Raw genomic sequence first — 23,943 nt, forward strand, 5'->3', positions numbered from 1 at the left:
GGTAATTTTCCCAGAACATGATCAACACCAACATTTGGTTCTGGGTCGGGTTCATCGGGTTCGTACTCGCGATGCTCTCCCTGGACCTTGGCGTCTTCCATCGCAGTCCGCACGAAGTTCGGCCGAAAGAAGCCGCCATCTGGACGGTGGTATGGGTGACGCTGGCGCTCATCTTCGCCGCCGGCCTCTTCTACTTCTACGGCCGCGAAGTCAGTCTGACATTCCTCACCGGTTACATCATCGAGGAATCGCTCAGCATCGACAACATCTTCGTCATCGTTTTGATCTTCGAGTACTTCCGAGTACCGAAGAATTGTCAGCACCGAGTGCTGTTCTACGGAATTCTCGGCGCGCTCGTCATGCGAGGCATCTTCATCGGCCTCGGTTCGGTCCTGATCGCGCGCTTTAGCTGGATTCTGTACGTGTTCGGCGCGATGCTCGTGATCACCGGCATTCGGATGGCGATCAAACGGGACGAGGAGTTTCAGGGCGAGGAGAACGCGATCGTTCGGCTCGTGCGACGCTTCATTCCAATGACGGCGAGCTACAGCGGCAAGCACTTCTTCGTCATGGAGGCGGGACGTCGCCTGGCGACGCCGCTGCTGCTCGTGCTCATTCTGGTCGAGTTCACCGACCTGATCTTCGCCGTCGACTCCATTCCCGCGATCTTCGGCGTGACGACGGATCCTTTCATCGTCTTCACGTCGAACATCTTCGCGATCTTGGGACTGCGGTCGCTCTATTTCCTGCTTGCCGCGGTCGTCGACAAGTTCTATCTGCTCAAGTACGGGCTCGCCGTAATCCTGACGTTCGTCGGCGTGAAGATGCTCGGCGAGAGCTTCTTCCACATCAACATCGTCCTATCGCTGGCGATCATCCTTGGCGTGCTGGCTCTGTCGATCATTGCCAGCATCGTTTGGCCGAAGAAAGAGGCCGGGCACTAGGCCCGAGTTTACCTCTTCTCGGTTGCGTCGCGAACGTCGAGCAGAATTTCGAAATAGAGCTGCTCGCGGCGATAGGCGAAATCGAGCGTCGCCATCTGCGCGTCGTCGCCCGTAGCCTTGGCCCGTTCGAACGCTTCGCGGTACATCTCGTCGAGGTTGGCCAGAATACGTTCGCGGGAGCGTGACATACGAGTCTTCTCGAGGGCTTGAAAGGTCAGACGGGGCGGTTCGTCGTCGGGGCGAGGCTGCGGACCAACGTCGATCTGATCCAACAGAAACTTTCTCGCCCGATCAAGGACTATCCGTCGCGGCTTTGGGAGGTTGTCCATTGAAACGAAGCGGAATCTTCGACCGCGACGAAAATCGATGCGTCTACTGCGGCGAGCAGTTCACCGCGGACGAACTTTCGCTCGACCACGTGCAGCCCCGCGTTCGCGGAGGCGACCGCTCGGAGGGCAACTTAGTGGCCGCGTGTAAGGCGTGCAACACGCTCAAAGGTCACCAACGCCTCAGCGAATTTCTCTTTGCGCACCCTGCGGCACGCGAGAACTTCTTTCGCTACGCCACACACGTCTGGCCGAGACTTCTGCGGCTGGTCCAGGAGGAGCTGGACGATCTCGCGGCTGGCCGCACCGCAGTGAAGAAAGCTTAGCCGGGTATCGGCGTCGCTCGCACTACAAGCGATGAAAAACCGCCTCCTCCACTACGCGACCACCGCGCAGATGCTCAACGACGATCCGTTCGAGGAGCGCGGGCGTCACTCCGCCGTACCACACACCGTCCGGATACACGACGACGATCGGACCACCCGTGCACACGCCGAGGCAGGGCGTTTCACCTCGCTTCACGCGATCGGGGCCGAACAGCAGGCCTTCTCGCTGCAACAGCGACGGCAACAGCTGATACAGCTCCCGCCCTCGCTGGTCGGGCGAGCAAAAGCCGCCCACGCAGACGAGCACGTGACGGGAGTACGGGTCCATACGCGGTGCGGCCGATGCGGGCATGCATGTGCATGAATAGCGAGTTCAGCTCCAATTGACCATCGGCTGGCTCGTCAACCCGGCAGTGATGACCCATCTTCACTATCAATGATCGAAACCATTCGTGGTGGCGAGCTGGCCGTGCTCTGCGCACGCCCCGCCGAGCAGCGGCACAATCCGGTGTTGTTCGTTCACGGCTTTCTGGCTGACGCCTCGGTGTGGACGTCATGGCTGGAGTTCTTCGCGGCCAATGGCGTACCGGCGTACGCCGTTCACCTTCGCGGTCGTGCCGGCAGCAGACCAACCGTCGATATCGGCCGCGTTTCGATCGACGACTACACCGACGATGCTGCCGACGTCGCGCGGCACGTCGGTGCGACAACCGTCGTCGGGCACTCGATGGGCGGTCTCATTGCGCAGAAACTGGCCGAACGCGGAATTGTGAGCGCCGCGGTGTTGATCACGCCGGCACCGCCGCGCGGAATCAGCATTTTCTCGCCTCGCGTCGCGATCCGACAGCTCAGATACCTGCCCGCGCTCTTCCGCTCACGCGCCATTCATCCCGGCCGTGACGATTTGCGCGAGATCGTGATGAATTGCGTGCCTGAAAACCGAAAGGATGCGCTGCTCGACATGCTCGTTCCCGATAGCGGTCATGCCGCGCGTGAAATGTCGGTCGGTGGCGTTCCGGTCGATCGCGAGCGTGTTCGCTGCCCCATGCTGGTCATAGCCGCTGAACACGATCATTTCGTTCCGGCCCGCATCGTCGCGCGTATCGCGAAGCGATATGACGCCGAGCTCGAGACTGTATCGGGTCGCGGCCACATGATCATCCTCGAGCCCGACTGGGAGCAACTCGCCCGGCGCGTCCAGCAGTGGATCGAGCACCGCGAAGGCACCCGCGGCACCTGACGGCCGAGGGGGATATCTTTTTCGAATGGCCACGGCCGACGACTTTTTCGCGATCGACATGCGGGTAGGAACGGTGCTCGAGGCTGAGCCCTTCCCCGAGGCGAGGAAGCCGTCGATCAAGCTCGCAATCGACTTCGGCGCCGAGCTCGGCGTGAAGCGGTCGAGCGCGCAGCTCACGGTGCACTACGCACCGGAGCAGCTCATCGGTCGACAGGTCGTCGCCGCCGTGAACCTCGGCCCACGACGCATCGCGGGTTTCACCAGCGAAGTCCTCGTCCTCGGTGGAATGCCCACATCCACCGAGGTGATACTGCTTTCGCTCGAACGTCCGGTCGCGAACGGAACGCGCATCGGATAGGACGGAGATCAACATGGCGGCAGCTGCAGGGACATCCGACACACCGATCGTTGCAAAGGGCTACGCGCACCCCGATTCGCTCGTCAGCACCGAGTGGCTCGCCGCGCATCTCGGCGATGCGAACATTCGAATCATCGAGAGCGACGAAGATGTGTTGTTGTACGAGACGGGACACATTCCCGGAGCCTTCAAGGTCGACTGGCACACCGACCTCAACGACGCCGTGGTTCGCGACTACGTGAGCACGGAGCAGTTTCAAGAACTGCTGCGCGCTCGAAATATCGACGAGTCGACGACGGTGATCTTTTACGGCGACAAGAACAATTGGTGGGCAGCATACGCGTTCTGGGTGTTCCAACTCTTCGGATTCACGAACGCCAAGCTGCTTGATGGTGGTCGGCTGAAGTGGGAAGCTGAAGGCCGTCCAATGAACACGGACGCACCGGTCGTGAAGGGCCGATCCAACTACACGGCGCGAGCAAGAAACGACGAGCCAGTGCGCGCCTTCATGAACGACGTGCGCAAGCACGTCGAGTCGAAGGGCAAGCTCGTCGACGTTCGCTCGCCCGACGAGTATTCCGGCAAGAAGCTGCACATGCCGGAGTACCCGCAGGAGGGCGCGATTCGCGGCGGTCACATCCCTGGCGCGAAGAGCGTACCATGGGCACGCGCGGCAAATCCGGACGGAACCTTCAAACCCGCCAGCGAGCTGCGTGCGATCTACGAGCAGGAACAGGGACTCTCGGCCGCGGACAACGTCGTGGCTTATTGCCGGATCGGAGAGCGCTCCAGTCATACCTGGTTCGTTCTGCGATATTTGCTCGGGTACGAGAACGTTCGAAACTACGACGGCAGCTGGACCGAGTGGGGAAATGCCGTCCGTGCACCAATCGAGAAATAAGGATTCTTTAACGTGTCATCTACCGAGACCACGCCGCCGGCCCCGAAGCCGGTCATTACGCGCTCCGAAATCACGTGGCGCGGCGAGCGCTTGTTCGATGCCGGCCCCGCCGGACGCACCCATCGAATCGACGCGAACGCGAAGGAAGCACCGGGCCCAGTCGAGACGCTACTCAACGCGTTGGCGGCGTGCGCGAGCGTCGACGTCATCGAGATCATTGCCAAACGTCGTACGCCGGTCGAGCGCATGAGCGTACGTATCGTCGGCGAGCGGCGGCCAGAAGCGCCTCGTCGCCTTCGACACATTCAGATCGAATACGACATCGAAGGAACGGGAATCGAGCGCGAGCACGCCGAGCGGGCGATCCAGCTGTCGTTCGAACGGTACTGTTCGGTCGCCGCGTCGCTTGCGCCGGACATCGTTGCCGAGGCTCGCCTGAAGTTGAATGGCGAGCTCGGAGGTCCAATCCAACAGCAGGTCTGGACCGAAGCGCAGTAGTTGTCGATGGGGCTCGCTTACGAGGCGAGCCCCAAATCCATCGCGTACGTATGTAGCTGCTCTTGCATGAGCCGACGCCCGCGGAACAACCGCGAACGAACGGTTCCGATCGGCACGCCAAGTGTCTCAGCGGCCGACTCGTACGATTGATCCTCGACGTCGACGATGATGAGCGTCGACCGGAACGGCTCCGGAACCTTGGCGAGCGCCAGGTTGATCGCCGGCCCCAGGTCGAGCCGCGACGACGCATCATCGAAACCGTCCCTGCTTCCTCCGAGCTGCGCTGAGTCGGCCGCGATCTGCTCGGCGTCGGCCGCGTCCAGTTCCACCATTGGACGCACCCGCTCGCGCGACCGGAGAAACACGTTGCGACAAATGGTGAACAGCCAGCGGCGACAGTCGCTCCCTGGCAGATAGGTGTGCCAGGACCGATAGGCGCGAAGGAAGGTGTCCTGCACGACGTCGTCGGCGTCGGACTCATCACGCGTCAGGGAGAGGGCGAACCTGTAGACGTCCTCGATCCAGGGAATCGCCTCCAACTCGAAGGCGGCGTGTCTATCAACGAATGCGTTATTAGTGTATTGCACGTGAGTGAATAGTTGACTGGTAAAGTATTAGAACGCAAAAAGGCCTGTTGACGGGTCACGCCCCAATGATCAGGCTACACTCCGGATAACCTCGGCGCTAGGCAATTTGGTCATCCAGAGCTCGGCGCGGAAGAATACCCTAGTTAACTCGCCGTATCCGATGTTAATTAGGCCGCCAAGATGACAACGGTTTCGCCAGCCGTTGGTTAATCTTAGTTCCGTTCCTGTAGGTGAAGCCCGCAGTTCCCCCGATGACTCCCCGCGAAGCGACCACTCCCCGCGCCGCCGACGTCGCATTGACCGAAGCGCTCACAAATAGCGAGCAGCGCTACGCACTCCTCATCGAGCGCGTGGGCTACGGCGTCTATCGATCAACACCCGACGGCCGCTTTCTCGAAGCGAATTCGGTCCTCGCCGCGATGCTCGGGTACACTTCCGCTCGGGATCTGCTCGCGCTGGATCTCGCGCGCGATTTGTATCTCGATCCAGAAGAGCGAGAGCGGCTGCGCGGTCGCCCAGCCGGCGCCGCGTTTCCCGAATGGGTGAGCACGCGATGGAAGCGCCGAGATGGGAGCGCGATCACCGTGCGGGTCTTGGTTCGTCGGCTGCACGACACCGACGGCGAACTGGTTGCCTACGACGGCATCGTCGAGGACGTCACCGAACGCCAACGCCATGATGAGCTACTGAGACGAAGTGAGCGCATGGCGAGCCTTGGGACGACTCTCGCCGGCGTCGCCCACGAGCTGAACAATCCGCTCGCCGCGATCATGGGCTTCGCACAACTGCTGCTCAAGAAACCGTGGCCGTCAGAAGATCGCGCGGCACTCGAAACGATCAACCACGAAGCGATTCGTTCGGCAACGATCGTCAAAGACCTGCTCGCATTGACGCGGAAGCGAGACGTCGAACGACGCGTCGCCACCGACGTGAATGACATCGTCGGATACATCGCACGCACGCGACGGTACTCGCTCGAAACCGCGGGCATCGCCTGCAGCGTCGAGTTGCAGCCTGCGTTGCCACTCGTTCACGGCGACCGCGCACAGCTCGAGCAGGTCATGCTCAACCTGCTGACCAATGCGGAGCAAGCACTCCACGCCGCCACGGATTCCCACGCCCCAGTACGGCCGCCGAGAATTGCGATTCGCACGCGGCAGGAAGGGAACGAGGTCGCGATCGAAGTCGAAGACAACGGACCAGGAATTCCCGAGAACGTTCAATCCAAAATCTGGGATCCGTTCTGGACCACGAAGGACGAAGGCGAGGGGACCGGCCTCGGTCTGTCGGTGGTTCACAGTATCATCGTCGACCACGGCGGAACGATCTCGCTGGAAACGGGAATGCAGACTGGCGCGCGATTCATCGTCCGACTGCCCATCGCCGCCGAATCGGTCCTGCCTGCGCCGAGCGTAAAGGCATCGCGACCACTCGATGTACTCGTGGTGGACCAGGGAGCGTCCGACCTGATGTTCGTCGAGCGTTTTCTCACAGCGCGCGGTCACGCTGTCATCAACGCCGGGAGCGGTGAGCTCGCTCGCCGACTCGCCGAGCAGACGTCGTTCGACGCGGTCGTGTGCGATGCGCGCCTGGTCGACCGCGAAGGAACTCCGTTGGCCGCAGTGCTGCGGGCCCTTCCCGGTTGCGTCGCCGCTCGATTCGTGTTGTCCGTTTCCACTGCGCTCGACGCGCAGGTTCTCCCTACACCGATCCCGGGTGCCGCCCTCGTGGCGCGACCCTACGACGTCGAAGAGCTTCGACGGCTCATCGAGGGCGATTGACCGCAACGAGAGCGCGCGCGTGGATGCCTCGGCTCGAGCCGCCGCCCACGCCACAGGAGCACTACCCACGCTCTCGCATCATCGCGGCGTTCGTAGCCGTCTACATCATCTGGGGATCCACGTACCTCGCGATTCGATACGCGGTCGCCGACATTCCACCCTTCCTCATGAGCGGTGGTCGGTTCCTCGTTTCGGGCGCGCTGCTTTACGGTTGGGCGCGCGCGCGAGGCGCCGCGGCACCGCAGAAGCTGCAGTGGCGTGACGCGACGATTGCCGGTTTGCTCATGCTTTGCTGCGGCAACGGCGCAGTCGGCTGGGCTGAGCAGCGGGTGCCGTCGGGTCTTGCAGCACTGCTCGTTGCGGTCGTTCCTCTATGGATGGTCGTTATCGACTGGGCACGGCCCGGCGGAAAGCGACCACGGACCGGCGTGTTGCTGGGTCTCGTCGTCGGTTTTGCCGGGCTAATCGTGCTCGTTGGATTCGACGCGACGACCGGACACGGCAGCGTCGATGCGATCGCGGCAATCGTTCTCGTTGCCGCGTCGGCCGCGTGGGCGTGCGGGTCGGTTTTCAACCGCGTTGCCCATCGACCTGAATCGGCCGCGCTATCGACAGGCATCCAGATGCTCGGTGGGAGCGTGGGGTTGATCGTCGTCGGCATTGCACGCGGCGAACTCGGCGACCTGCACGTTGCGCAGATTGGCGTACCCGCATGGACCGGCTGGATCTATCTCGTGACGTTCGGATCGCTGATCGGCTTCACCGCGTACATCTTCCTGCTCAAAGCGGTCTCACCGGCCAAAGCGTCGACGTACGCGTACGTGAATCCTCTCGTGGCCGTTTTCCTTGGCTGGGCGATCGCCGGCGAACCTGTCACCGGACGAACCCTCGGCGCCGCGGCGGTGATTCTCGCTGGCGTCGCAATGATCGGCGCGGCCGCGTAGCGACGAGTTCTCGCGACCATGGTGGCGCGGCTGTTGCCGAGCTCACGCTGGCCATGGCTACCAAATCCAAGCGCCCGTCGCGACGTAAGCGCGCGACGAGCAAACGCGCTCCACTCGCCGAGTATCGGAAGAAACGCGACTTCACGAAGACGAAGGAGCCGTCGGGCAAGTCGACGAGCGCTCGGTCGAAGCGCTCGCTCGCGTTCGTGATTCAGAAGCACGCTGCATCGCACCTGCATTTCGACCTTCGCCTCGAGCTCGACGGTGTGATGAAGAGTTGGGCTGTTCCAAAAGGCCCGAGCTACGATCCACGCGTGCGCCGTCTCGCAATGGAAGTCGAGGATCATCCGCTCGACTACAACACCTTCGAAGGAACGATTCCGGAAGGCGAATACGGCGGCGGAACGGTGATGCTCTGGGACCGCGGAACGTACGAAGCCCAGGATGGCGGCGGCGTGGAGTCGCTACGCGATGGCTACGAGCGCGGCGATCTCAAGGTCATCCTGCACGGAAAGCGAATGCTCGGCGGATGGGTGCTCGTGCGAATGAAACGAGACCGCGCGGCGCGCAATCAATGGCTGCTCATCAAGCATCGCGACGACTACGCGTCGGCAAAGCTGGATGTCGTTGGGAAAGCCATCACGTCGGTAAAGAGCGATCGAACGATGGAGCAGATCGCAAACGGCCGCTCTCGCGTGTGGCGAAGCGACAAGAAGACCGTGAGCGTGAAGAAGAAGTCGACCGCCAAGAAAACCGCGAAGAAAGCGCGCAAGACAGCGGCGCGGCGCCGCACCGCAAAGCGAAAGGCCGCTTAGTCAGCGGCCCTTGAACACAGGGCGGCGCTTCTCGCTAAACGAAGCCATCGCCTCGGCGACGTCGTTCGACGCGAAGCACGTCTTGATGTAGGCGAGTTCTCGCTCGAGTTGCGCCTCGAGCGGCACGTCGAGGCTGGAGGCAAGAAGTCGCTTGGTCAGCGCCAGCGCGGTCGGCGGCCCGGCGGCGAGTCGCTCGGCGTACTCGTGCACGTGGTCGCCAAAGCCGTCGTCGGCAATCACCATCGACGCGAGTCCGATACGTTCGGCCTCGGTAGCGTCGATGTCGCGACCAGTGAACAGAATCTCAGTCGCCCGCGACAATCCGACGAGGCGCGGAAGCAAGAAGCTCACACCCGCATCCGGGCTGAGCGCGCGACGAACGTAGCCCGCAGTCATGCGCGCATTGGTCGAGACCAGACGAATGTCCGCGGCGAGCGCGAGTCCGAAACCAGCGCCGGCCGCAGGTCCGTTGACCGCGGCGATCACCGGTTTTTCGCAGCGCATCATGGACAGCACCCATCGCCCGACCCACGCGAATGGATCGAGCCGCTCCGCGCGCGTTGCGTCGGGAAGGCGCGGTGGCGTCGACAGATCGAGGCCGGAGCAAAAGCCACGACCAGCTCCCGTGATCACGATGACACGGATCGCGTCCTCGGCCGCGGCGATGTCGATGGCGCGCGGTAGCTCGTCGGCCAATTCCGGATCGACGGCGTTCAGTCGATCCGGACGATTCAGCGTGATTGTGTGGACGCCCGTGGGCGACGTCGAACGAAGCAGAGACGGCATGTGGCGATCGCGGTCTGTTTGGACTGCTGGAAGCTAGCAGCCACAGTGCCGTGGCCAACCGTCAACGCGCTGTGTTCAGCCTCGGATCGCTCTGACGCTTCATCACGCGCACGGCCATCATGCCACGGTCGGCACGATCGAGCAGGCGCTGCACCGACTCACCAGTCTCACGGGCAGCCCAGCCGAGCGAGAATGGAACAGGTGCTTTCTCGAACGCTTCGGTGCGAAAGCGATCGGCGACGAGTTTCGTTTCGGCGACGTCGGCGCCATGAAGGATGACGACGAACTCGTCACCCCCAAAGCGAAGTACGGCTTCTTCGGGCCGAGTGTACCGCATGAGGAAGCGCACCATACGCTTGAGCACGTCGTCGCCCTCGTGGTGACCGCGGGCGTCGTTATAGATCTTGAAATGATCGATGTCGACGAAAATGCAGCCGCACTTGAGTTCGGGATCGGCATGAAAGCGCTGATCCAGCTCGACGAGGTATCGGCGGTTGAGCGCGCCGGTGAGCGGGTCGTGCGTGCTCATCTCTCGCAGCTGCGCCTCGAGCTGCTTGCGCGCCGTGATATCGACGATGATTCCGTGTACCAAGTCGTCGCCGGTCTCGGGATCTCTGATCAGATAGCACGTGTCGAGCACGGTACGCTGAACGCCGTCGGGGCGTTTGACGACGATCTCGAACTCGCGCACCGAGCCGTCGCGATCGAGCAGTCGCAGTTCTTCCACGCGGCGTGATGGGTCGACGAAGAGGTCGACTGCTCGCCACGTTCCGAAATCGGCAACGGTAGGAACGCCAAACATCTCGAGGAACGCTGGGTTCGCGTCGAGAATGCGGCCGTCCCGAGTGATGATGTAGATGCCCTCGCGCAATTGCCGCGCGAATTCGCGCAGGCTGTCAGGATCGGAAAGGCTGCGAAAGCGCGTGGAGCTCACTGCAATTTGCTTCGGTTTTTGTATGGGTAAGGAACTCACAGGATCCATAGCGAGATTATCGGCAGAACTGGACGAATCCAGGGCCGGTCGGAATGATTCGAGACGATCGCTGGCCCGGAAGGCGGCCCAGGCGCGTTTAGTCGATCAATCGCGCCGGAAGGATGCCGCGATCGCCGAACTTAGCGCGGACGCGGTCGACGGTTCTGGCGAGTAGCCGATCGCGATCGGTTTCGCGGTTTCGCGAGTCGCGCACCTCGAACAGAGTAAGCTGGTCGGCGGTCGCGTCGGCGCCAAGGGAGGAGAGGCCAACTCCGATGAGTCGCGCCGGAACACGCCGCGCCGACCGAAGCTTGGCCAGCAACGTATGCGCGGTCTCGAGGATCACGCGATCGGAGATCACCGCGGTCTCCAGCGTCCGGCTGGCCTGCCGTGTCTTGAAGTCGTAGTCACGAAGTCTGACCGTGATCGTTCGTGCGGTCATCGCGTCGGCACGAAGGTCGGTTGCCGCACGCGTGACCAGCGCGAGGAGTTCGCGATCCAACTCGTGGTCGTCGTTGATATCCTGCGGAAACGTCTCGTCGCGACTGATGCTTTTCGCGTCGCCACGCGAGTCCACCTCGCCGTGATCGATGCCGCGGACGCGGTCGAACAGCCACGCCGCTTCTCGCTCACCCAACCAGCTAGTGAGGGTGACGAGATCATACTGAAGAACATCAGGCACGGTGCGCATTCCGAACTTGGCCAGTCGCTCCTGGAAGCGCGGGCCAATGAACGGAATCTCCGCGAGCTCAAAGCTTTCGAGGAATGACGCTTCAGAACCTGGCGCAACGATGTGAACGCCCGTGGCGCTGGTGCCTGGCTTTGGCTTTGCGCGCTCGACGGCGAGTTTGGCGACGAGCTTGGACGTGCCGCCACCAATGGAGACCGAGAGCGACGTTTTCGCCTTGACGTGCTCGCGCATACGAGCCGCGGTCACAGCGAGCGGCTCGTCGTCGTACAGCTTTTCGGTTCCAGCGAGATCCATGTACCACTCGTCGACGCTCGCGCCCTCGACAACCGGCGAAAAGTGTTCGAGGGCAGCACGGATCTCGCGGCTCTTTTGCCCGCATGCTTTACTCGGCACGGGAACGCACATCGCGTTTGGGCAGAGACGGAGCGCACGCGAGATTGGCATTGCCGACCGAACGCCGAACTTCCGCGCCTCATACGACGCCGAGCATACGACGCCGCGGCTTTCGCGCGTGCCGCCAACGATGAGCAGGGGCTCCTTGCCGGCGCCATCGGGGTCGACTGCTCGGGCCACGGCGACGAAGAACGCGTCGGCGTCGGCCAAGAGAATCCGTCGGGGCGTCACCTGATGTGCAGATCCTGGACGAAGCGGGATGACTCGTCGTACCGAGTCACTCCGAGTGTCCTGGCCATGATCTCGCCGACGACACCCGCGACGTGGTCGCGAAACTCTTCGTCGTCCATGCCGTCGGTCGGCGACGTGTTGTCGACGACGAAGTCGATCACCGCGCCGGGCGTCTCGAGGTAGCCGGCGTCACCAGTTGGGACGTCGAACTCTTCGCCGACGGCGGAGAAGAATTCGTCCAGTGCCCAGCTCACAGCGCCACCCGCGAGTACGACGACAGCTTGAACGCGATGGCGCCGGTCGTCCGTAGGTCTATGGGGGTGACAGGCGGCATGGTTGTCTCAATGTCGTTGCGCAATCGTGCCGGAGCAACAGTTAATGACCGGGCGCAGTTGCCGACAGCAGTACTTGGATCCAGTATATTCCCCGACGATGCCTGCATCCCGAAAGCAAATCCCGCGAACCGCCGTGGTCGGCGAAGCGCCGTCGGCTGAGCTCCCAATGGGAAGCGCGGCTGACGCCCCGCATGGCTCGCGTCCCGAACAGGTTTACGCGCGGCTCCGAGACCTCATCGTTCAAGGTTTACTCGCGCCGGGAAGTCGCATCGTTGAAACGGAAATCGCGTCGCGGCTTGGCGTGAGCAGAACACCGGTCCGGGAAGCGCTACAGCGTCTCCAACAGGAAGGATATGTCATGGGATCGCCGGGCGCGCAACAGTCGCGTCTCACGGTGGCCCCACTGACGCGCGACGACGTTTACGAACTACTCAACATCGTTGGAGCGCTCGAAGGAATGGGCGCGCGCGGCGCAGCGTTGGTTCCGTTGAACGACCGCCGCAACCTCATCCGCGATTTGAAAAATCTAAACGCCGAGTTCCATCGGGCCGGCAAGGTTGTGCCGATCGACCATGGTGCTCTGTACGACGTCGACGAGCGTTTCCATCGCCGTATCGTCGAGGCGAGCGCTGGACCGCGTCTGCTGGCGCTTCACGACGCGGTCAAGCCGCAGGCCGAGCGCTACATCCGCATGTATATCAGCATGCTGACGAGCGATATCCGGACGTCGGTCTATGAGCATGACATCATCATCGGCGCAATCGACGAGGGCCGCGCCGACGACGCCGAGCTCGCCGTGCAGGTAAACTGGCGCCACGCCGCCGATCGGCTCAGCAAGGTCATTGCGATGGCGGGCGAGCGCGGCTCCTGGTAGCTCGCCCCGCACGCGCTATTTGAGCGCGGCGAGCGCGCGCTTCGCGTCCTCGTTCTTGGGATTCGCCGTCACCGCTGCCTGATACTCCGTCCGCGCGGCGTCCTTCTTTGATTGCTTCTCGTACGCCATGCCCAAGAAGTAGTGGGCGACGCTGAAGTTTTGGGCCGGCGCGTCCTTTGGCGATTCGTCGAGCCACTGCTTGATCTCGTGTTCGGCACGATCGAGACTCTGGTTCGATTGCATCAGCGCGACGCCAATGCTCAGATGCGCCGTCACGGCATCAGGCTTGGCCTTGAGCAAACGCTCATACGTAATGATCGCCTCGGGGTAGCGCTTCTGCCGGCGGAAGAAGTTTCCGAGGTTGTTGTACGCCGCGGCACTATCAGGCGCCGCCGCCAGTGCGGCGGTGTATTCACGCTCGGCGCCGGCGATATCCTTATCCCGCTCGAGCAACGCCGCGAGCTCGAAATGGCCGCGCATGGCGTTGAGTTTTTGAATCTCGATCGCCTGCTCTTTCGCTTTGTCCATGCTGCCGCCCATCACGCCCGGCGCCTTGGAGTAGAACTCGATCAACCCGTGACGCGCGTCGATGGACGTAGGATCGAGCTGCGATGCCCGATCGAATTCTGATTTGATGCGCCGCGCCAGGAACGGGAGCTTGATCTTGCTGGTATGCTCTGCTTGCTGGCCGAGCGAGTTGGCGAGCCACAGGTGATGATTCGAGACTTTTTCGTTCGCGTTCACCGCTTTCTCGAACCAGTCGATCGCGTCGCTCGGCTTGTCCATCGCGAGGTAAACACGCCCCATGCAATGCAGTGCGACGTCGTCCGATCCGTTCTTCTTCACCACCGCCTGCATCTCTGACTTCGCTTCGTCGTACTTCTGATCGGTGATCAGCTTCTGAACGGCGGGAGCGCACTGCGCGTCTACGGCTTGCTGTGTAGCAGCGAGGAGCACTACCGACAGGATGAAGCGAGAGTGCATGGGGCGGCTCGATCGGGTGGGATAGTTCACCGTACGCGAGAACAGTGCACTCGGTTTTGCTGACAGGCGAGACCTTACGGCTCGATTTCAGTTTCCTATCACGGCCGCAGGCGGAGTATCAGGGACGAAATTCGTTTGGACACGAACGACATGAATGAAACAGACATCGAACCGTGGCCGCGTGTGGCAGTATCCCACCGTACTGGCAGCGGTTCGATTCGTTTTGATTCGTGTCATTCGTGTCCAAGCTTTACGTCCAGGCGCCACCGAACCGCCGGGAATACCGACACACTCAGTTTCGGTCCGCCGACTCGAGTTCTTCGAGCAACCGAAGATAGCTGTCGTACCGCTGCTCGCTGATCCGGCCGTCACGAACCGCGTCGCGAATGGCGCAGTCCGGCTCAGCGACGTGACGACAGTCTGCGAAGCGACACTCGTCTCGCAACGCACGCATCTCGGGAAAGCAGCGATCGAGCTGCTCGGACGGCAGTGACCAGAGGCCAACCTCGCGGAGCCCCGGAGTATCGATGACGTACCCGGCATCGGCGCCGTCGCCTGGAAGCGGTAGCATGAGTGCGCCGACAGTCGTATGCCGTCCCTTGTTTACCGATTCGCTGATGGCACCAACGCGAAGGTTCGCGCCAGGGAACAACGCGTTCAGCAACGACGACTTGCCCACGCCAGACGGGCCGGTGAACACGGAGCGTCGGCCAACGAGCGCGGAGCGAATGCCCTCGAGCCCGATCGCGGCTTTCACACCGGTATAGTGAACGGGATAGCCGGCGCGCTCGTAGATGTCGAAGCGCTCGCGCGCCACGGCCTCGCCCACGAGATCGACTTTGTTGATCACGATCCGTGCGGCGAGCTCATTGCCTTCGGCGATCACGAGAAATCGATCGAGCATGCGCGGATGCGGCTCTGGCTTCGCCGCCGCGAACATCACTACGACCTGATCGACGTTTGCCGCGACGATGCGCTCACCCTGGCCGCCGCCCGGCGCGCGACGCGCGAGCTTCGAGCTTCGCGGAAGGATTTCGGAAATCGCCCATGCCTCTCCGCGGTCGCCCGGCTCGACGATCACGTTGTCGCCAACGGCGAGCTTGAGCGTCGCGCTCGCGGCGAGGATCGTATCTCGACGCAGCGATCCATCAGCGCGCTTCCCGCTATTCGATTTCTTCAATCGACCGCGCATCGAGGCTTCAATGGTCTCACCGTTGGCAGTGCGCACCTGCCAGATGCCACCGGTGCCGCCAACGACCGCGCCGTGAATTGCCGTCTCGTCCGTCATGGCGCAGAGCCTTCGTCTTCATCGCGCATTGCGTCCCACCAGCGACGCCCATCGTCGCGCGCGCGGCGCTCCTCGATCAGATCATCGAGAAGATCCTTGACGTCGCCCAGCGGCAGGAGGCCGAGGTGTTGGCGCGCATCGGCCTCGGAGAGGCCGTGCGCGAGGTACTCACTCTCGAGATGGCCTTCGGGCGTTTGTGCTCCAATACGCGCCCACTTCACGAAGAGGAAGAACGCGCCCCACGGCTGCGCGCTCTCCCCAGTTTCGTCGGCCATGATCTCGACGCTGTACGAAAAGCCGTCGCTCCCCTCGAATGCTGCAGGGCGATCGTGCACTGCCATGTACCCGCCGATCGTCGACTCATCACCCTTGGAGTGATCGGGTGGTTGGAATCGAGCGTGCGGGCGATGGGACGCCATCAGGATTTCCTGCGTCCGATCATCTCGCGCATGACGTTGCCGGTGATGAATGCGACGTTGGCGGGTCGTTCAGCCAAGCGACGCATGAGATACGGATACCACTGCGTTCCGAATGGAACGTACACCCGCATACCGTATCCTTCGCGCACCAACTGCTGCTGAAGATCGCGCCGGACGCCATAGAGCATCTGGAATTCGAAGCGCGAGGGATCGATACCGCGCTCCGCCACGAACTTCTTGACGTCGGCAATGATCGCCGGATCGTGCGTGGCAATTCCTGGGTAGTTTCCGCGCTCGATCAGCTCGTGCGCGCACTTGATGTAGTTCTGATCGACTTCCTTCTTGTCGGGAAACGCAACAGCCGCGGGCTCCTTGTAGGCGCCCTTGCAGATGCGCACGCGACACTTTGCTTGCACCGAGCGCTCAACGTCGGACCAGGTGCGGTAGAGATAGCTCTGCAGCACGATCCCGACGTTGTCCTTGTACGCAGGGTACAGACGGTCGTAGAACAGCGACAGCGTGCGGTCGGTGTACGCGCTCGACTCCATGTCGAGCCGAACGAACGTGTCATACTTCTGCGCGCGGTCGAGCACGTCGTGCATGATCGAAACGCACAGCTCCTCGGAGATGTCCATACCCATCGCCGTGAGCTTGAGCGACACGTTCGCGTTCAGCTTCTGCTGATGAATCCGATCGAGGATCGTGAGGTAGTCGCTTCCGGTCGTGCGCGCCTCTCGCTCGTTCGTGACGCTCTCGCCCAGCAGATCGAGCGAGGCCGTGATTCCCTGCGCGTTGAGCGCCCGAACCGCCGTGAGCGCTTCGTCCAACGTTTCACCAGCGACGAAGCGTGACGCGAATTTCTTGGCGAGCTTGTTGTTCCGCACGAAGCGGAAGACGCGCGGCTGATTCGAGAGGTACAGCAGTGATGAGCGAAACATCAGTTACGAACGGCGTGTGATCGGAAGGTCGCCGGCTTCGTGATCCGAACGACTGGGAAGTCGGCATGCGCCGCCACGATGTTGTCGAAGAAGCTCCATTGCATGAGCCCATCCTCGCTCTCAGGTTCGAGCAAGTAGAACGCCGCGAGGCCGTATGGCTGGCCGGCACGCACGACATACGTGCCCTTTGGCAGCGTCCGTGTCGCAGGCTCATTCCACTTCCCGCCCACATCCTTGAGCAAACGCGACGTTTCAGAACGGCCGCGTTCGATCACCGTATCGACAGCAAACGCCTGAGCAGTCGCGGTCGCTGGTGCATCGAGCTGTTCGACGGCAATGCCATGCACCTTGAAGATGGGCAGCAGCGCTTTGGCGGTGACCGAATCGAACGTGTACGCAAAGGGCAGCGTGCTCGTGAGCGTCGGCGTAAACGTCGCCATCACAGGCATGCGAACGAGCTTGATGATGCCGGTACGCTGGCGCATTCCCATTCCAGGCTCGCGCTTGACGCTGCTATCGGTGATCGGCGTGATCTGCTCCACGCGTACGTTCTCGATGCGCGTCGTGTCCATGCGCGACTTGAGCGACAGCGCTGGCGACGAGCCTGGGTTCTTGGCCCAAGCTGCAACCTTGGCCTCACCATCGCGGCTCAACTTCATGATTTCCGTCTTGTGTTCGGCGAGGTACGACAGAATTTCGCTCACGAAATCGTAGGTCGCCGCGACTCGGCGATCCATCGGATCGTGCGAGAACGCTTCGCTGAGAATCGCAATGCGATTTCGCAATCCGTAGTAGTTGGTTCCGTAGCGCGCGAGCGATTCGTACGTCGAGAAGGCCCAACCGCTCTGCGGGATAGAGTCCGCGATCATCTGTTCGAGCGACACACCGCGTCCACCACCGAAGCCGCCACCGCCACCAGCGGCGGCACCGCGACCAGCACCGCGCGCCGCACTATCAGCCCCGCGGCCACCAGCCGCCGCGCCCGCAGCAGTCGGAGCACCGCGCCCAGCGCCACGACCACCACGTGCTGCACCCGGACGACTGAAGTCGCCGTAGTCGATCGACTCGAAACCGTCACGCTCAAGCAAGCGCTTTCGGATTTCGGGGATCATCGTGTTGTTGACGTACGGCAGCACGTTCACCGCAGTCGGCGTGAGCGGCGGCGCGTACGTCAGCGCATAGCCGTGAATGCTTCCGTCGGTCGTGTGGAGATCCATGAACAGATCTGGATTCCACTTGTTGAGCATCGCGAACGCGCCCTTCGTCTCCGGAGCATCCGCGCCGATGTAATCGCGATTGAGATTCCAACCCTGCGCGTTCTGCCTGGTGCCGACCAACTCAGGACCGTTCTGTGCGCCGCGATTGCGTTCCTGCGGCCCCCATTTCTCGTTGCCGTCGGCATTGTAAATCGGCTGTACAATCAGCACGATCGAATCGAGAACGTTTTTCTTTTTGTCGAAGAGCAGGTCGCGAAGCATTGCCTGCATCGCTTCCTTGCCTTCGATCTCACCGGCGTGGATGTTCGCCTGGATGTACGCGACCGGACGGTTGAGTCGCTTCGCTTCAGCAGGCGTCGTGATCAACGGCCGCGATGCGATGACGTATGGCAGCTCGCGTCCTTCCGCCGTTTTGGCGATGGAGCCGGTCGCGATCTTTGCGCCGAGCTTCTTGAGCGAGTCGATGAAGACGATGACGTCGTCGTAGTGCGACGTCTCGGTGAAGTTCGTTCGCTCGGCGCGCGTCAGCGGACGCTTACCAACGAAGCTCTTCAGATTGTACTTGCTCTGCGCAGGGATCGAATGAGTATCGACCACCTGCTGAGCCGGCAAAGCTCCGGCGATGACAACAGCCGCGAGACTGAGCGCGACACGACGCATGAATTCCCCGAATGCGAGATAGAAGGGGAATTGTACCCGATCGGTCCGCCAGGACGCTACTCTGACGGCTTGGACGGGGTCGAGTTGCGAAGCACGAGGCCGCGGGCGCGGGTCGTGGCCGCGACGGTCGGATCCGCGCCGCGATCGATATCCGCGCGAACGTTACGCTGGAAGGTCGACAAATCGCCGTCTTTGACGCCCGCTCGCGTGAGCTGCAGCACGAGGTCTGTGGCGGTTGGGATCGGCACTTCTCTCGCGATGAGATCGGTCAGGACGAACAGGGGCATCGTGACACCCCGCTTTCCCGATGCGGACTGCACACGAGCGACGTCGCGCACCGGAACGCCCAATTCCAACGCGCTCGCCGCCAACTTGATCTCTTCAGTCGTGGCGCTGGAGCCGAGGGTTCGCTTGGCCGAGCCCATCCGGAGAGAAAGCTGATGCACCGCGACAATGATCTTGGGACCGTCAGATCCCTTGGCGACGCCTTCGAGCGCCTTGTCGTGGAGAGGCTTGGTTGGGAGCTTGGCGACTCGCGCCGAATCGATGATGGCAGTAACCGCCACGAGCGTTGGCTTGTCGAGGCGGGCTGCGAGTTCAGAGTCCTGCGCGCCCGCCACACCGCTGGCCAGCAGACAGACCGCCAGCGTTCGCGCGAACAGCTTCATTCTTGGTTCGAAACGACGATCGCCGAGTTCGCTACGCCAAAGTCGCTGTCAGTTGCGCGCGGGGCCGTGGGATCGGTCATCCAAAGGCTGTCGTCGACCACAAACGAATAGCGGTGATGTCCGACCGGAACCGGCGCGGTGACCGACCAAACGCCGCCGCCACGATGCTGCGCCTGGTAAGCAACGTGCGACGCGTCCCAGCCATTGAAATCGCCGACGACGGCGACCTTTTTGGCGTCGGGCGCGACGAGCACGAACTGCACGCGCTGCGGCTGAGCTTTGGCGGTATTGGAAAACAGAGAACGGCCGTTCTGCGAGCCGACTCCATTGCCGGAGAATTGGACCGCGCCAAGAACGAAGAAGACCGCGATTCCTGCAGCCAACAGTCCCCACGACAACGGCGCGACCATGACGCTTCGCGGCGTCGTGAGACGCGACCACAATCCGAAACGCGAATGCCTCGGCAGCCCTCGCACCGCCTGCATGACGCGGGCGTCGAATGAGCTGTCGATGCGCACGGGCTTTTTCAGCTCTCGCGCGATTCGATCCAGTCTTCCTTCATTTTCGTCACGCACTCTGCACCTCACTCAGCAGTTCACGAAGGCGGTCGCACGCGCGCATGACTCGCATCTTGAGCGCCGACACACCGACTCCAGTGACCCGCGACATTTCGTCGTAACCCAGTTCCTCCACATACTTCAGCAGGAAGGCTTCCCGTTGTTCCGGGCGGAGACGCTCGAGCGCGCGATCGATTTCTTCGCGCCATGCGCCCCGGTCAGCGGGGTGTTCCACCGCGGCTTCGAGAAGCGCGACTTCGTCAACGACGAAGGTTCGCGCTCGGCGACCGCGCCGGGCCCCGATGGTGCGGCAGCGGTTGACGAGAATGCGGAACAGCCATGCGCCGAAGCGCTCCGGATCCTCGCATCGAGCCAGCGATCGATAGGCACGCGTAAAGGCATCCTGAAGCGCCTCCTCCGCGTCCTCGCGATTGCCGAGCATATGGACGGCGTAGCGCGCGTACCGGTCGCGATACCTCTCGACCAGAACACGGAACACCTCCACATCCCCGCGTAAGACGCGGGCGACGATCACTGCGTCTGAACTACCTTCCACGAAGGACAGACCTGGGGTATGTGGTGAGGGTCACATTAAGGAAATCGCTCATTTCGGCCGTGGAAAAAGCACCGGAACGAGTGAGGCACAGGATGTTACAGCGCCGAGGACTGCGCCGTTCCACCGTTCCGTCGATCCGACGCGTAATACGTCCGACGCGACCTCGCGGCCTCGAGTAGCCCCTCCGCAGGCTGGAAGCGCCCTGGGAAACGCGTGTTCAGCTCTTCCAACTGATCTACGATGTGAGACGCCGATACGCTGTCGACGTAGCGGAAGGGTCCGCCACGAAAGGGCGGAAAGCCGATTCCGAAGACCGCGCCAACGTCTCCATCCCGGGGCGAGCGAAGGATTCCCTCGTCCAGGCAGCGGGCGGCCTCGTTCACCATGGCCAACACGCAGCGCTGGGTAATCTCCGCGGGATCGATCTCGCGACGCTGGCCGCCAACGAGTTCGTAGATGCTTTCGTCGACAGAACCTTTCCCGCCCTCGCCGTCATATCGATAGAAGCCCTTCCCGCCCTTTCTGCCCGTGCGTCCGGCCGCCACCACGCGGTGCATTGCCTCGGAAGGCGCCATTCGCGGCCCGAACGCTTCACCCAGCACCTGACCGACCTTGCCGCCGACATCGATGCCAACTTCGTCGAGCAGCGTGATCGGCCCAACCGGAAAGCCGAAATCCACGAGCGCTCGATCCACGGATTCGATCGACGCGCCCTCTTCAATGAGACGGCCCGCCTCGTTCATGTACGCCGATAGCGTGCGCGTCGTATAGAAGCCGGGACCATCGTTCACGACGATGACCGTTTTTCCGAGCTTCTTTCCGTAGGCCACCGCCGTCACCGTCGCTTCTGGATCGGTATGCGGTGTCACTATCACTTCGAGCAACGGCATTTTGTGCACGGGCGAGAAAAAGTGCATGCCCAGCACTCGCTCGGGATATCGCGCCGACTCGGCGATGCGTGCAATCGGAATGGTGCTCGTGTTCGACGCGTAGATCGCGCCCGGATTGATCGTCGGCTCCACTTCTTCGAGCACGCGATGCTTGAGGCCGATCTCCTCGAAGACCGCTTCGATCACGAGATCGACCGACGCAAAGCCGGAGTAATCCGTCGATCCGCCGACGAGACTCAGGTAGTCGTCGACTTGCTGTCGCGTGATCTGTTTCCGCGAATAGCGTTCGTCGATCACGCCGCGAATGGCCGCCAGACCTTTGCCGATTCGTGCGGTGTCGGTGTCTTTGAGTCGCACGAGCGTGCCTTGCTGCACTGCGATCGACGCAATGCCCGCTCCCATGAAGCCGGCGCCGAGCACACCAAGCTTGTGAATCTCGCGCGGCGGCGGTGCCAGCTCGTCGACGCCTGGATCCTTCTTCAGCGCATTGCTCGCGAAGAACAGAAACACGAGCTGTCGCGATACAGACGTCACGGCCATCTCACCGAACAGCCGCGCCTCTTCGCGAAGACCGCCTTCGAGGCCGCGTGTGTAGCCGGCGTGCACTGCGTCGAGTGCGGCGAGCGGCGCGGGATAGTGGCCATGCGTCTTCTGCATGACACTTTCGCGCGCCTTCTTGAAAACGACGCTACGACCGAGCGGGTTGTGCTCGAGCAGCAGACTCGACGCACCTCGAATGCGAGGCCGAGATGGCGCCCGGGTGCCGGCGGCGAGCCCACGCGCACGGTCGATCGCGACGTCGCGAAGGATTGCCGGATGCACCATCTCATCGACGAGACCCATCTGCAGCGCGCGCTTTGCGCGGATGCTGCGCCCGGTGAGAATCATGTCGAGCGCCGCCTGCAAACCCACCACGCGTGGTAGGCGCTGCGTTCCGCCCATTCCGGGAATCAGCCCGAGCTGAACTTCGGGAAGCCCGAGCGCCGTTTTGGGATGGTCGGTGCAGATCCGATAACGACACGCGAGCGCCGTTTCGAGGCCTCCGCCCAGACAGGCACCGTGAATCGCGGCCACGACGGGAACGCGCAACTCTTCCATGCGATGGAGCAGGTCCTGGCCAAGCCGGCTGATTCGCTCCGCCTCGCCGGACGATTTGATCTCGAGAAACTGGTCGATGTCAGCGCCGGCAATGAAATTGTCGGCCTTGCCGGAGATCAGTACGACTCCCTTAATGAGCGGATCATCATCAACCCGCATGAACAATCCCTCGAACTCCCCAACGAGGCTTGGACTCAGCGTGTTCACCGCCTCGCCCGGCCGATCGATGGTAACAACGAGGATGTCGTTGTCCACGCCCATCGAAAGCGTCGGAGGCGCGCCCGTGACTGCTGTCATCGTTCGATCACCATGGCGTGACCCATTCCACCGGCGGCGCACACCGTCATGAGTCCGAACTGCCCGTCGCGGCGAATGAGTTCATTGGCCAAGGTGATGAGAATTCGTCCACCAGTCGCGCCAAAGGGATGGCCGATCGAGATCGAACCGCCCATGACGTTCAACTTCGATCGATCGACCTCGCCAACAGGCTCGGAGAATCCGGCGCGCGCTGCCCACTCGCGTGAGACGAAGCCGGCGAGGTTACACAGCACCTGAGCCGCGAACGCCTCGTGCATTTCGACGAGGTCTATGTCGGCGAGTGAAAGGCCGGCGCGTTGCAGCGCGACAGGCGCCGCGAGCACCGGACCCATGAGCAATTGCTCACCAGGATCCAACGCGGCGTACGCATAGGAGCGGATGAAGGCCAGCGGCTGATACCCCAGGGTCTGTGCGCGCTCCTCGCTCATCAGCAACACGGCACTCGCACCGTCGGTGAGCGGCGACGAATTGCCCGCCGTGACACTGCCGTATCGCTTGTCGAACACGGGCTTGAGGGCACGCAGTTGTTCGATCGACGAGTCCGTGCGAATTCCGTTGTCGCTCGTGAGAACAGTCTCATAGCGCGGCGGCACGTACACTGGAACGATTTCCGATGTCAGCCTTCCGTCCTCGGTGCCGACAGCCGCAAGGCGGTGCGACCGCAGCGCGAACTGATCCTGCTCCTCGCGCGGAATGTGGTTGAGCTTCGCCATCTTTTCCGCCGACTGCCCCATTGTCTCACCCGTCGACGGCTCGGCGATCGCTGGCGTGATGGGCACGAGATCGCGCGGACGAATCGAGCCAGCAATGCGCACACGCTGCCCAGCGCTCTTGGCGCGCGACAGCGCGACGAGCTTGTCGGACATGCTGCGCGAATGCAGAATCGGAACGTTCGACAACGATTCCGCACCGCCCGCGATGACGACATCGTGATGACCGAGCGCGATCTGATCCGCGGCGTCGGTGATCGCCTGATTGGCCGACGCGCAGGCGCGACTCACGGTGTATGCCTGGCAGCCGCGCGGCAGCATCGGCATGAGCGACACTTCGCGCGCGATGTTTGGCGCAAGCACCGACGGGACGACGGTGCCGTACACGATTGCCTCGACGAGATCGCCATCGAGATTCGTTCGCTGAATGAGCTCGGCCACGCATCGTTTCCCGAGCTCGATCGCGCTCAGATTCTTGAACGCCGTTCCCGCGCGCGCAAACGGAGTGCGCACGCCCGCGACGATCGCGACGCGCCGGCCGGTGCCGAGAGTTGCCATGCTTGAAGGTGCGGGGGTCGGGGTGGCCGTGGTAGAGGGGGCAGACGGGCGAGCACGGCCGCACGAACGTCGACGCCGA

General features: G+C 62.4%; 27 protein-coding genes. 10 read left to right on the top strand and 17 right to left on the bottom strand.

The genetic code is table 11. The features are described 5' to 3' along the window. Positions 1 to 17 precede the first annotated feature (17 nt). Entirely contained in the window at positions 18 to 944 is a 927-nt protein-coding gene (locus AC6H4Z_RS21770) for a TerC family protein (RefSeq protein ID WP_497544073.1), read from the top strand. Between the two features lie 8 nt (positions 945 to 952). Here the strand turns inward: AC6H4Z_RS21770 and AC6H4Z_RS21775 are convergent, their stop codons facing one another. Further along, complete coding sequence (locus AC6H4Z_RS21775; protein WP_497544074.1) at positions 953 to 1,132, bottom strand: hypothetical protein; 180 nt, start codon at positions 1,130 to 1,132, stop codon at positions 953 to 955. A gap of 140 nt (positions 1,133 to 1,272) precedes the next feature. Here AC6H4Z_RS21775 and AC6H4Z_RS21780 point away from each other — a divergent pair, with 140 nt between their 5' ends. Next, positions 1,273 to 1,596, top strand: a complete 324-nt coding sequence (locus tag AC6H4Z_RS21780; protein WP_497544075.1) for an HNH endonuclease — start codon at positions 1,273 to 1,275, stop codon at positions 1,594 to 1,596. Between the two features lie 22 nt (positions 1,597 to 1,618). Here the strand turns inward: AC6H4Z_RS21780 and AC6H4Z_RS21785 are convergent, their stop codons facing one another. Beyond that, positions 1,619 to 1,903, bottom strand: a complete 285-nt coding sequence (locus AC6H4Z_RS21785; protein WP_497544076.1) for a (2Fe-2S) ferredoxin domain-containing protein — start codon at positions 1,901 to 1,903, stop codon at positions 1,619 to 1,621. 129 nt (positions 1,904 to 2,032) lie between these two features. Here AC6H4Z_RS21785 and AC6H4Z_RS21790 point away from each other — a divergent pair, with 129 nt between their 5' ends. Genes AC6H4Z_RS21790 through AC6H4Z_RS21805 form a run of 4 tightly spaced genes read left to right on the top strand, consistent with a single transcriptional unit; the run spans position 2,033 to position 4,593 of the window. Then, positions 2,033 to 2,836, top strand: coding sequence for an alpha/beta hydrolase (locus AC6H4Z_RS21790; protein WP_497544077.1), 804 nt, complete (start codon positions 2,033 to 2,035; stop codon positions 2,834 to 2,836). 25 nt (positions 2,837 to 2,861) lie between these two features. Then, positions 2,862 to 3,194: a tRNA-binding protein gene (locus AC6H4Z_RS21795; RefSeq protein ID WP_497544078.1), complete on the top strand. Its 333-nt coding sequence runs from the start codon at positions 2,862 to 2,864 to the stop codon at positions 3,192 to 3,194. Positions 3,195 to 3,207: 13 nt separating this feature from the next. After that, positions 3,208 to 4,095, top strand: coding sequence for a sulfurtransferase (locus AC6H4Z_RS21800; protein ID WP_497544079.1), 888 nt, complete (start codon positions 3,208 to 3,210; stop codon positions 4,093 to 4,095). A gap of 12 nt (positions 4,096 to 4,107) precedes the next feature. Continuing rightward, positions 4,108 to 4,593: an OsmC family protein gene (locus AC6H4Z_RS21805; RefSeq protein WP_497544080.1), complete on the top strand. Its 486-nt coding sequence runs from the start codon at positions 4,108 to 4,110 to the stop codon at positions 4,591 to 4,593. A gap of 17 nt (positions 4,594 to 4,610) precedes the next feature. Here AC6H4Z_RS21805 and AC6H4Z_RS21810 read toward each other — a convergent pair whose 3' ends face one another. Then, positions 4,611 to 5,180 (bottom strand): sigma-70 family RNA polymerase sigma factor, encoded by a 570-nt coding sequence (locus AC6H4Z_RS21810; RefSeq protein ID WP_497544081.1) that lies wholly within the window; start codon positions 5,178 to 5,180, stop codon positions 4,611 to 4,613. A 251-nt stretch (positions 5,181 to 5,431) separates the two neighbouring features. Here AC6H4Z_RS21810 and AC6H4Z_RS21815 point away from each other — a divergent pair, with 251 nt between their 5' ends. The 3 genes from AC6H4Z_RS21815 to AC6H4Z_RS21825 are packed head-to-tail and all read left to right on the top strand — an operon-like array spanning position 5,432 to position 8,720. Continuing rightward, positions 5,432 to 6,961 carry a hybrid sensor histidine kinase/response regulator gene (locus tag AC6H4Z_RS21815; RefSeq protein WP_497544082.1) on the top strand — a complete coding sequence of 510 codons (1,530 nt, stop codon included), beginning with the start codon at positions 5,432 to 5,434 and terminating at the stop codon, positions 6,959 to 6,961. Beyond that, complete coding sequence (locus AC6H4Z_RS21820) at positions 6,958 to 7,905, top strand: EamA family transporter (RefSeq protein WP_497544083.1); 948 nt, start codon at positions 6,958 to 6,960, stop codon at positions 7,903 to 7,905. The genes AC6H4Z_RS21815 and AC6H4Z_RS21820 overlap by 4 nt, the downstream gene beginning before the upstream one ends. Positions 7,906 to 7,958: 53 nt before the next feature. Further along, the gene (locus AC6H4Z_RS21825) at positions 7,959 to 8,720 is read left to right on the top strand and encodes a DNA polymerase ligase N-terminal domain-containing protein (RefSeq protein WP_497544084.1); all 762 of its coding nucleotides are present in this window, start codon (positions 7,959 to 7,961) and stop codon (positions 8,718 to 8,720) included. On the opposite strand, the gene AC6H4Z_RS21830 is transcribed toward AC6H4Z_RS21825, so the two are convergent. The 4 genes from AC6H4Z_RS21830 to AC6H4Z_RS21845 all read right to left on the bottom strand — a co-directional run bounded on the left by AC6H4Z_RS21830 (position 8,721) and on the right by AC6H4Z_RS21845 (position 12,048). Next, positions 8,721 to 9,506: an enoyl-CoA hydratase/isomerase family protein gene (locus AC6H4Z_RS21830; RefSeq protein WP_497544085.1), complete on the bottom strand. Its 786-nt coding sequence runs from the start codon at positions 9,504 to 9,506 to the stop codon at positions 8,721 to 8,723. It lies immediately after the preceding gene. Positions 9,507 to 9,567: 61 nt separating this feature from the next. Then, positions 9,568 to 10,440 (bottom strand): GGDEF domain-containing protein, encoded by an 873-nt coding sequence (locus tag AC6H4Z_RS21835; protein ID WP_497544086.1) that lies wholly within the window; start codon positions 10,438 to 10,440, stop codon positions 9,568 to 9,570. Positions 10,441 to 10,576: 136 nt separating this feature from the next. After that, positions 10,577 to 11,794, bottom strand: a complete 1,218-nt coding sequence (locus AC6H4Z_RS21840; protein WP_497544087.1) for a DNA polymerase Y family protein — start codon at positions 11,792 to 11,794, stop codon at positions 10,577 to 10,579. Then, entirely contained in the window at positions 11,791 to 12,048 is a 258-nt protein-coding gene (locus AC6H4Z_RS21845) for a hypothetical protein (RefSeq protein ID WP_497544088.1), read from the bottom strand. The genes AC6H4Z_RS21840 and AC6H4Z_RS21845 overlap by 4 nt, the downstream gene beginning before the upstream one ends. Before the next feature lie 178 nt (positions 12,049 to 12,226). Between AC6H4Z_RS21845 and AC6H4Z_RS21850 the strand changes: the two genes are divergently transcribed. After that, on the top strand, positions 12,227 to 13,003 hold the full coding sequence (locus tag AC6H4Z_RS21850; protein WP_497544089.1) for a GntR family transcriptional regulator: 777 nt from the start codon (positions 12,227 to 12,229) through the stop codon (positions 13,001 to 13,003). A 15-nt stretch (positions 13,004 to 13,018) separates the two neighbouring features. Here the strand turns inward: AC6H4Z_RS21850 and AC6H4Z_RS21855 are convergent, their stop codons facing one another. The 10 genes from AC6H4Z_RS21855 to fadI all read right to left on the bottom strand — a co-directional run bounded on the left by AC6H4Z_RS21855 (position 13,019) and on the right by fadI (position 23,864). Beyond that, positions 13,019 to 13,987 (bottom strand): tetratricopeptide repeat protein, encoded by a 969-nt coding sequence (locus AC6H4Z_RS21855; RefSeq protein WP_497544090.1) that lies wholly within the window; start codon positions 13,985 to 13,987, stop codon positions 13,019 to 13,021. Between the two features lie 292 nt (positions 13,988 to 14,279). Beyond that, a complete protein-coding gene (gene rsgA / locus AC6H4Z_RS21860; protein ID WP_497544091.1) occupies positions 14,280 to 15,275 on the bottom strand; it encodes a ribosome small subunit-dependent GTPase A in 996 nt (331 codons plus the stop codon). Then, entirely contained in the window at positions 15,272 to 15,694 is a 423-nt protein-coding gene (locus AC6H4Z_RS21865; RefSeq protein WP_497544092.1) for a hypothetical protein, read from the bottom strand. Before AC6H4Z_RS21865 ends, rsgA begins: the two co-directional genes overlap by 4 nt. After that, positions 15,694 to 16,632, bottom strand: a complete 939-nt coding sequence (locus tag AC6H4Z_RS21870) for a proline dehydrogenase family protein (protein WP_497544093.1) — start codon at positions 16,630 to 16,632, stop codon at positions 15,694 to 15,696. Before AC6H4Z_RS21870 ends, AC6H4Z_RS21865 begins: the two co-directional genes overlap by 1 nt. Continuing rightward, positions 16,632 to 18,509, bottom strand: a complete 1,878-nt coding sequence (locus AC6H4Z_RS21875; RefSeq protein WP_497544094.1) for a M14 family zinc carboxypeptidase — start codon at positions 18,507 to 18,509, stop codon at positions 16,632 to 16,634. Before AC6H4Z_RS21875 ends, AC6H4Z_RS21870 begins: the two co-directional genes overlap by 1 nt. A gap of 56 nt (positions 18,510 to 18,565) precedes the next feature. Then, positions 18,566 to 19,177, bottom strand: coding sequence for a hypothetical protein (locus AC6H4Z_RS21880; protein ID WP_497544095.1), 612 nt, complete (start codon positions 19,175 to 19,177; stop codon positions 18,566 to 18,568). Then, positions 19,174 to 19,752, bottom strand: a complete 579-nt coding sequence (locus AC6H4Z_RS21885; protein ID WP_497544096.1) for an isoamylase early set domain-containing protein — start codon at positions 19,750 to 19,752, stop codon at positions 19,174 to 19,176. Before AC6H4Z_RS21885 ends, AC6H4Z_RS21880 begins: the two co-directional genes overlap by 4 nt. Continuing rightward, on the bottom strand, positions 19,745 to 20,269 hold the full coding sequence (locus AC6H4Z_RS21890) for an RNA polymerase sigma factor (protein ID WP_497544097.1): 525 nt from the start codon (positions 20,267 to 20,269) through the stop codon (positions 19,745 to 19,747). The genes AC6H4Z_RS21885 and AC6H4Z_RS21890 overlap by 8 nt, the downstream gene beginning before the upstream one ends. 116 nt (positions 20,270 to 20,385) lie before the next feature. Further along, positions 20,386 to 22,575: a fatty acid oxidation complex subunit alpha FadJ gene (gene fadJ / locus AC6H4Z_RS21895; RefSeq protein WP_497544098.1), complete on the bottom strand. Its 2,190-nt coding sequence runs from the start codon at positions 22,573 to 22,575 to the stop codon at positions 20,386 to 20,388. Then, complete coding sequence (gene fadI, locus AC6H4Z_RS21900; protein ID WP_497544099.1) at positions 22,572 to 23,864, bottom strand: acetyl-CoA C-acyltransferase FadI; 1,293 nt, start codon at positions 23,862 to 23,864, stop codon at positions 22,572 to 22,574. The genes fadJ and fadI overlap by 4 nt, the downstream gene beginning before the upstream one ends. Positions 23,865 to 23,943 lie beyond the last annotated feature (79 nt).

It is taken from the genome of Leucogemmata humicola, assembly GCF_055379415.1.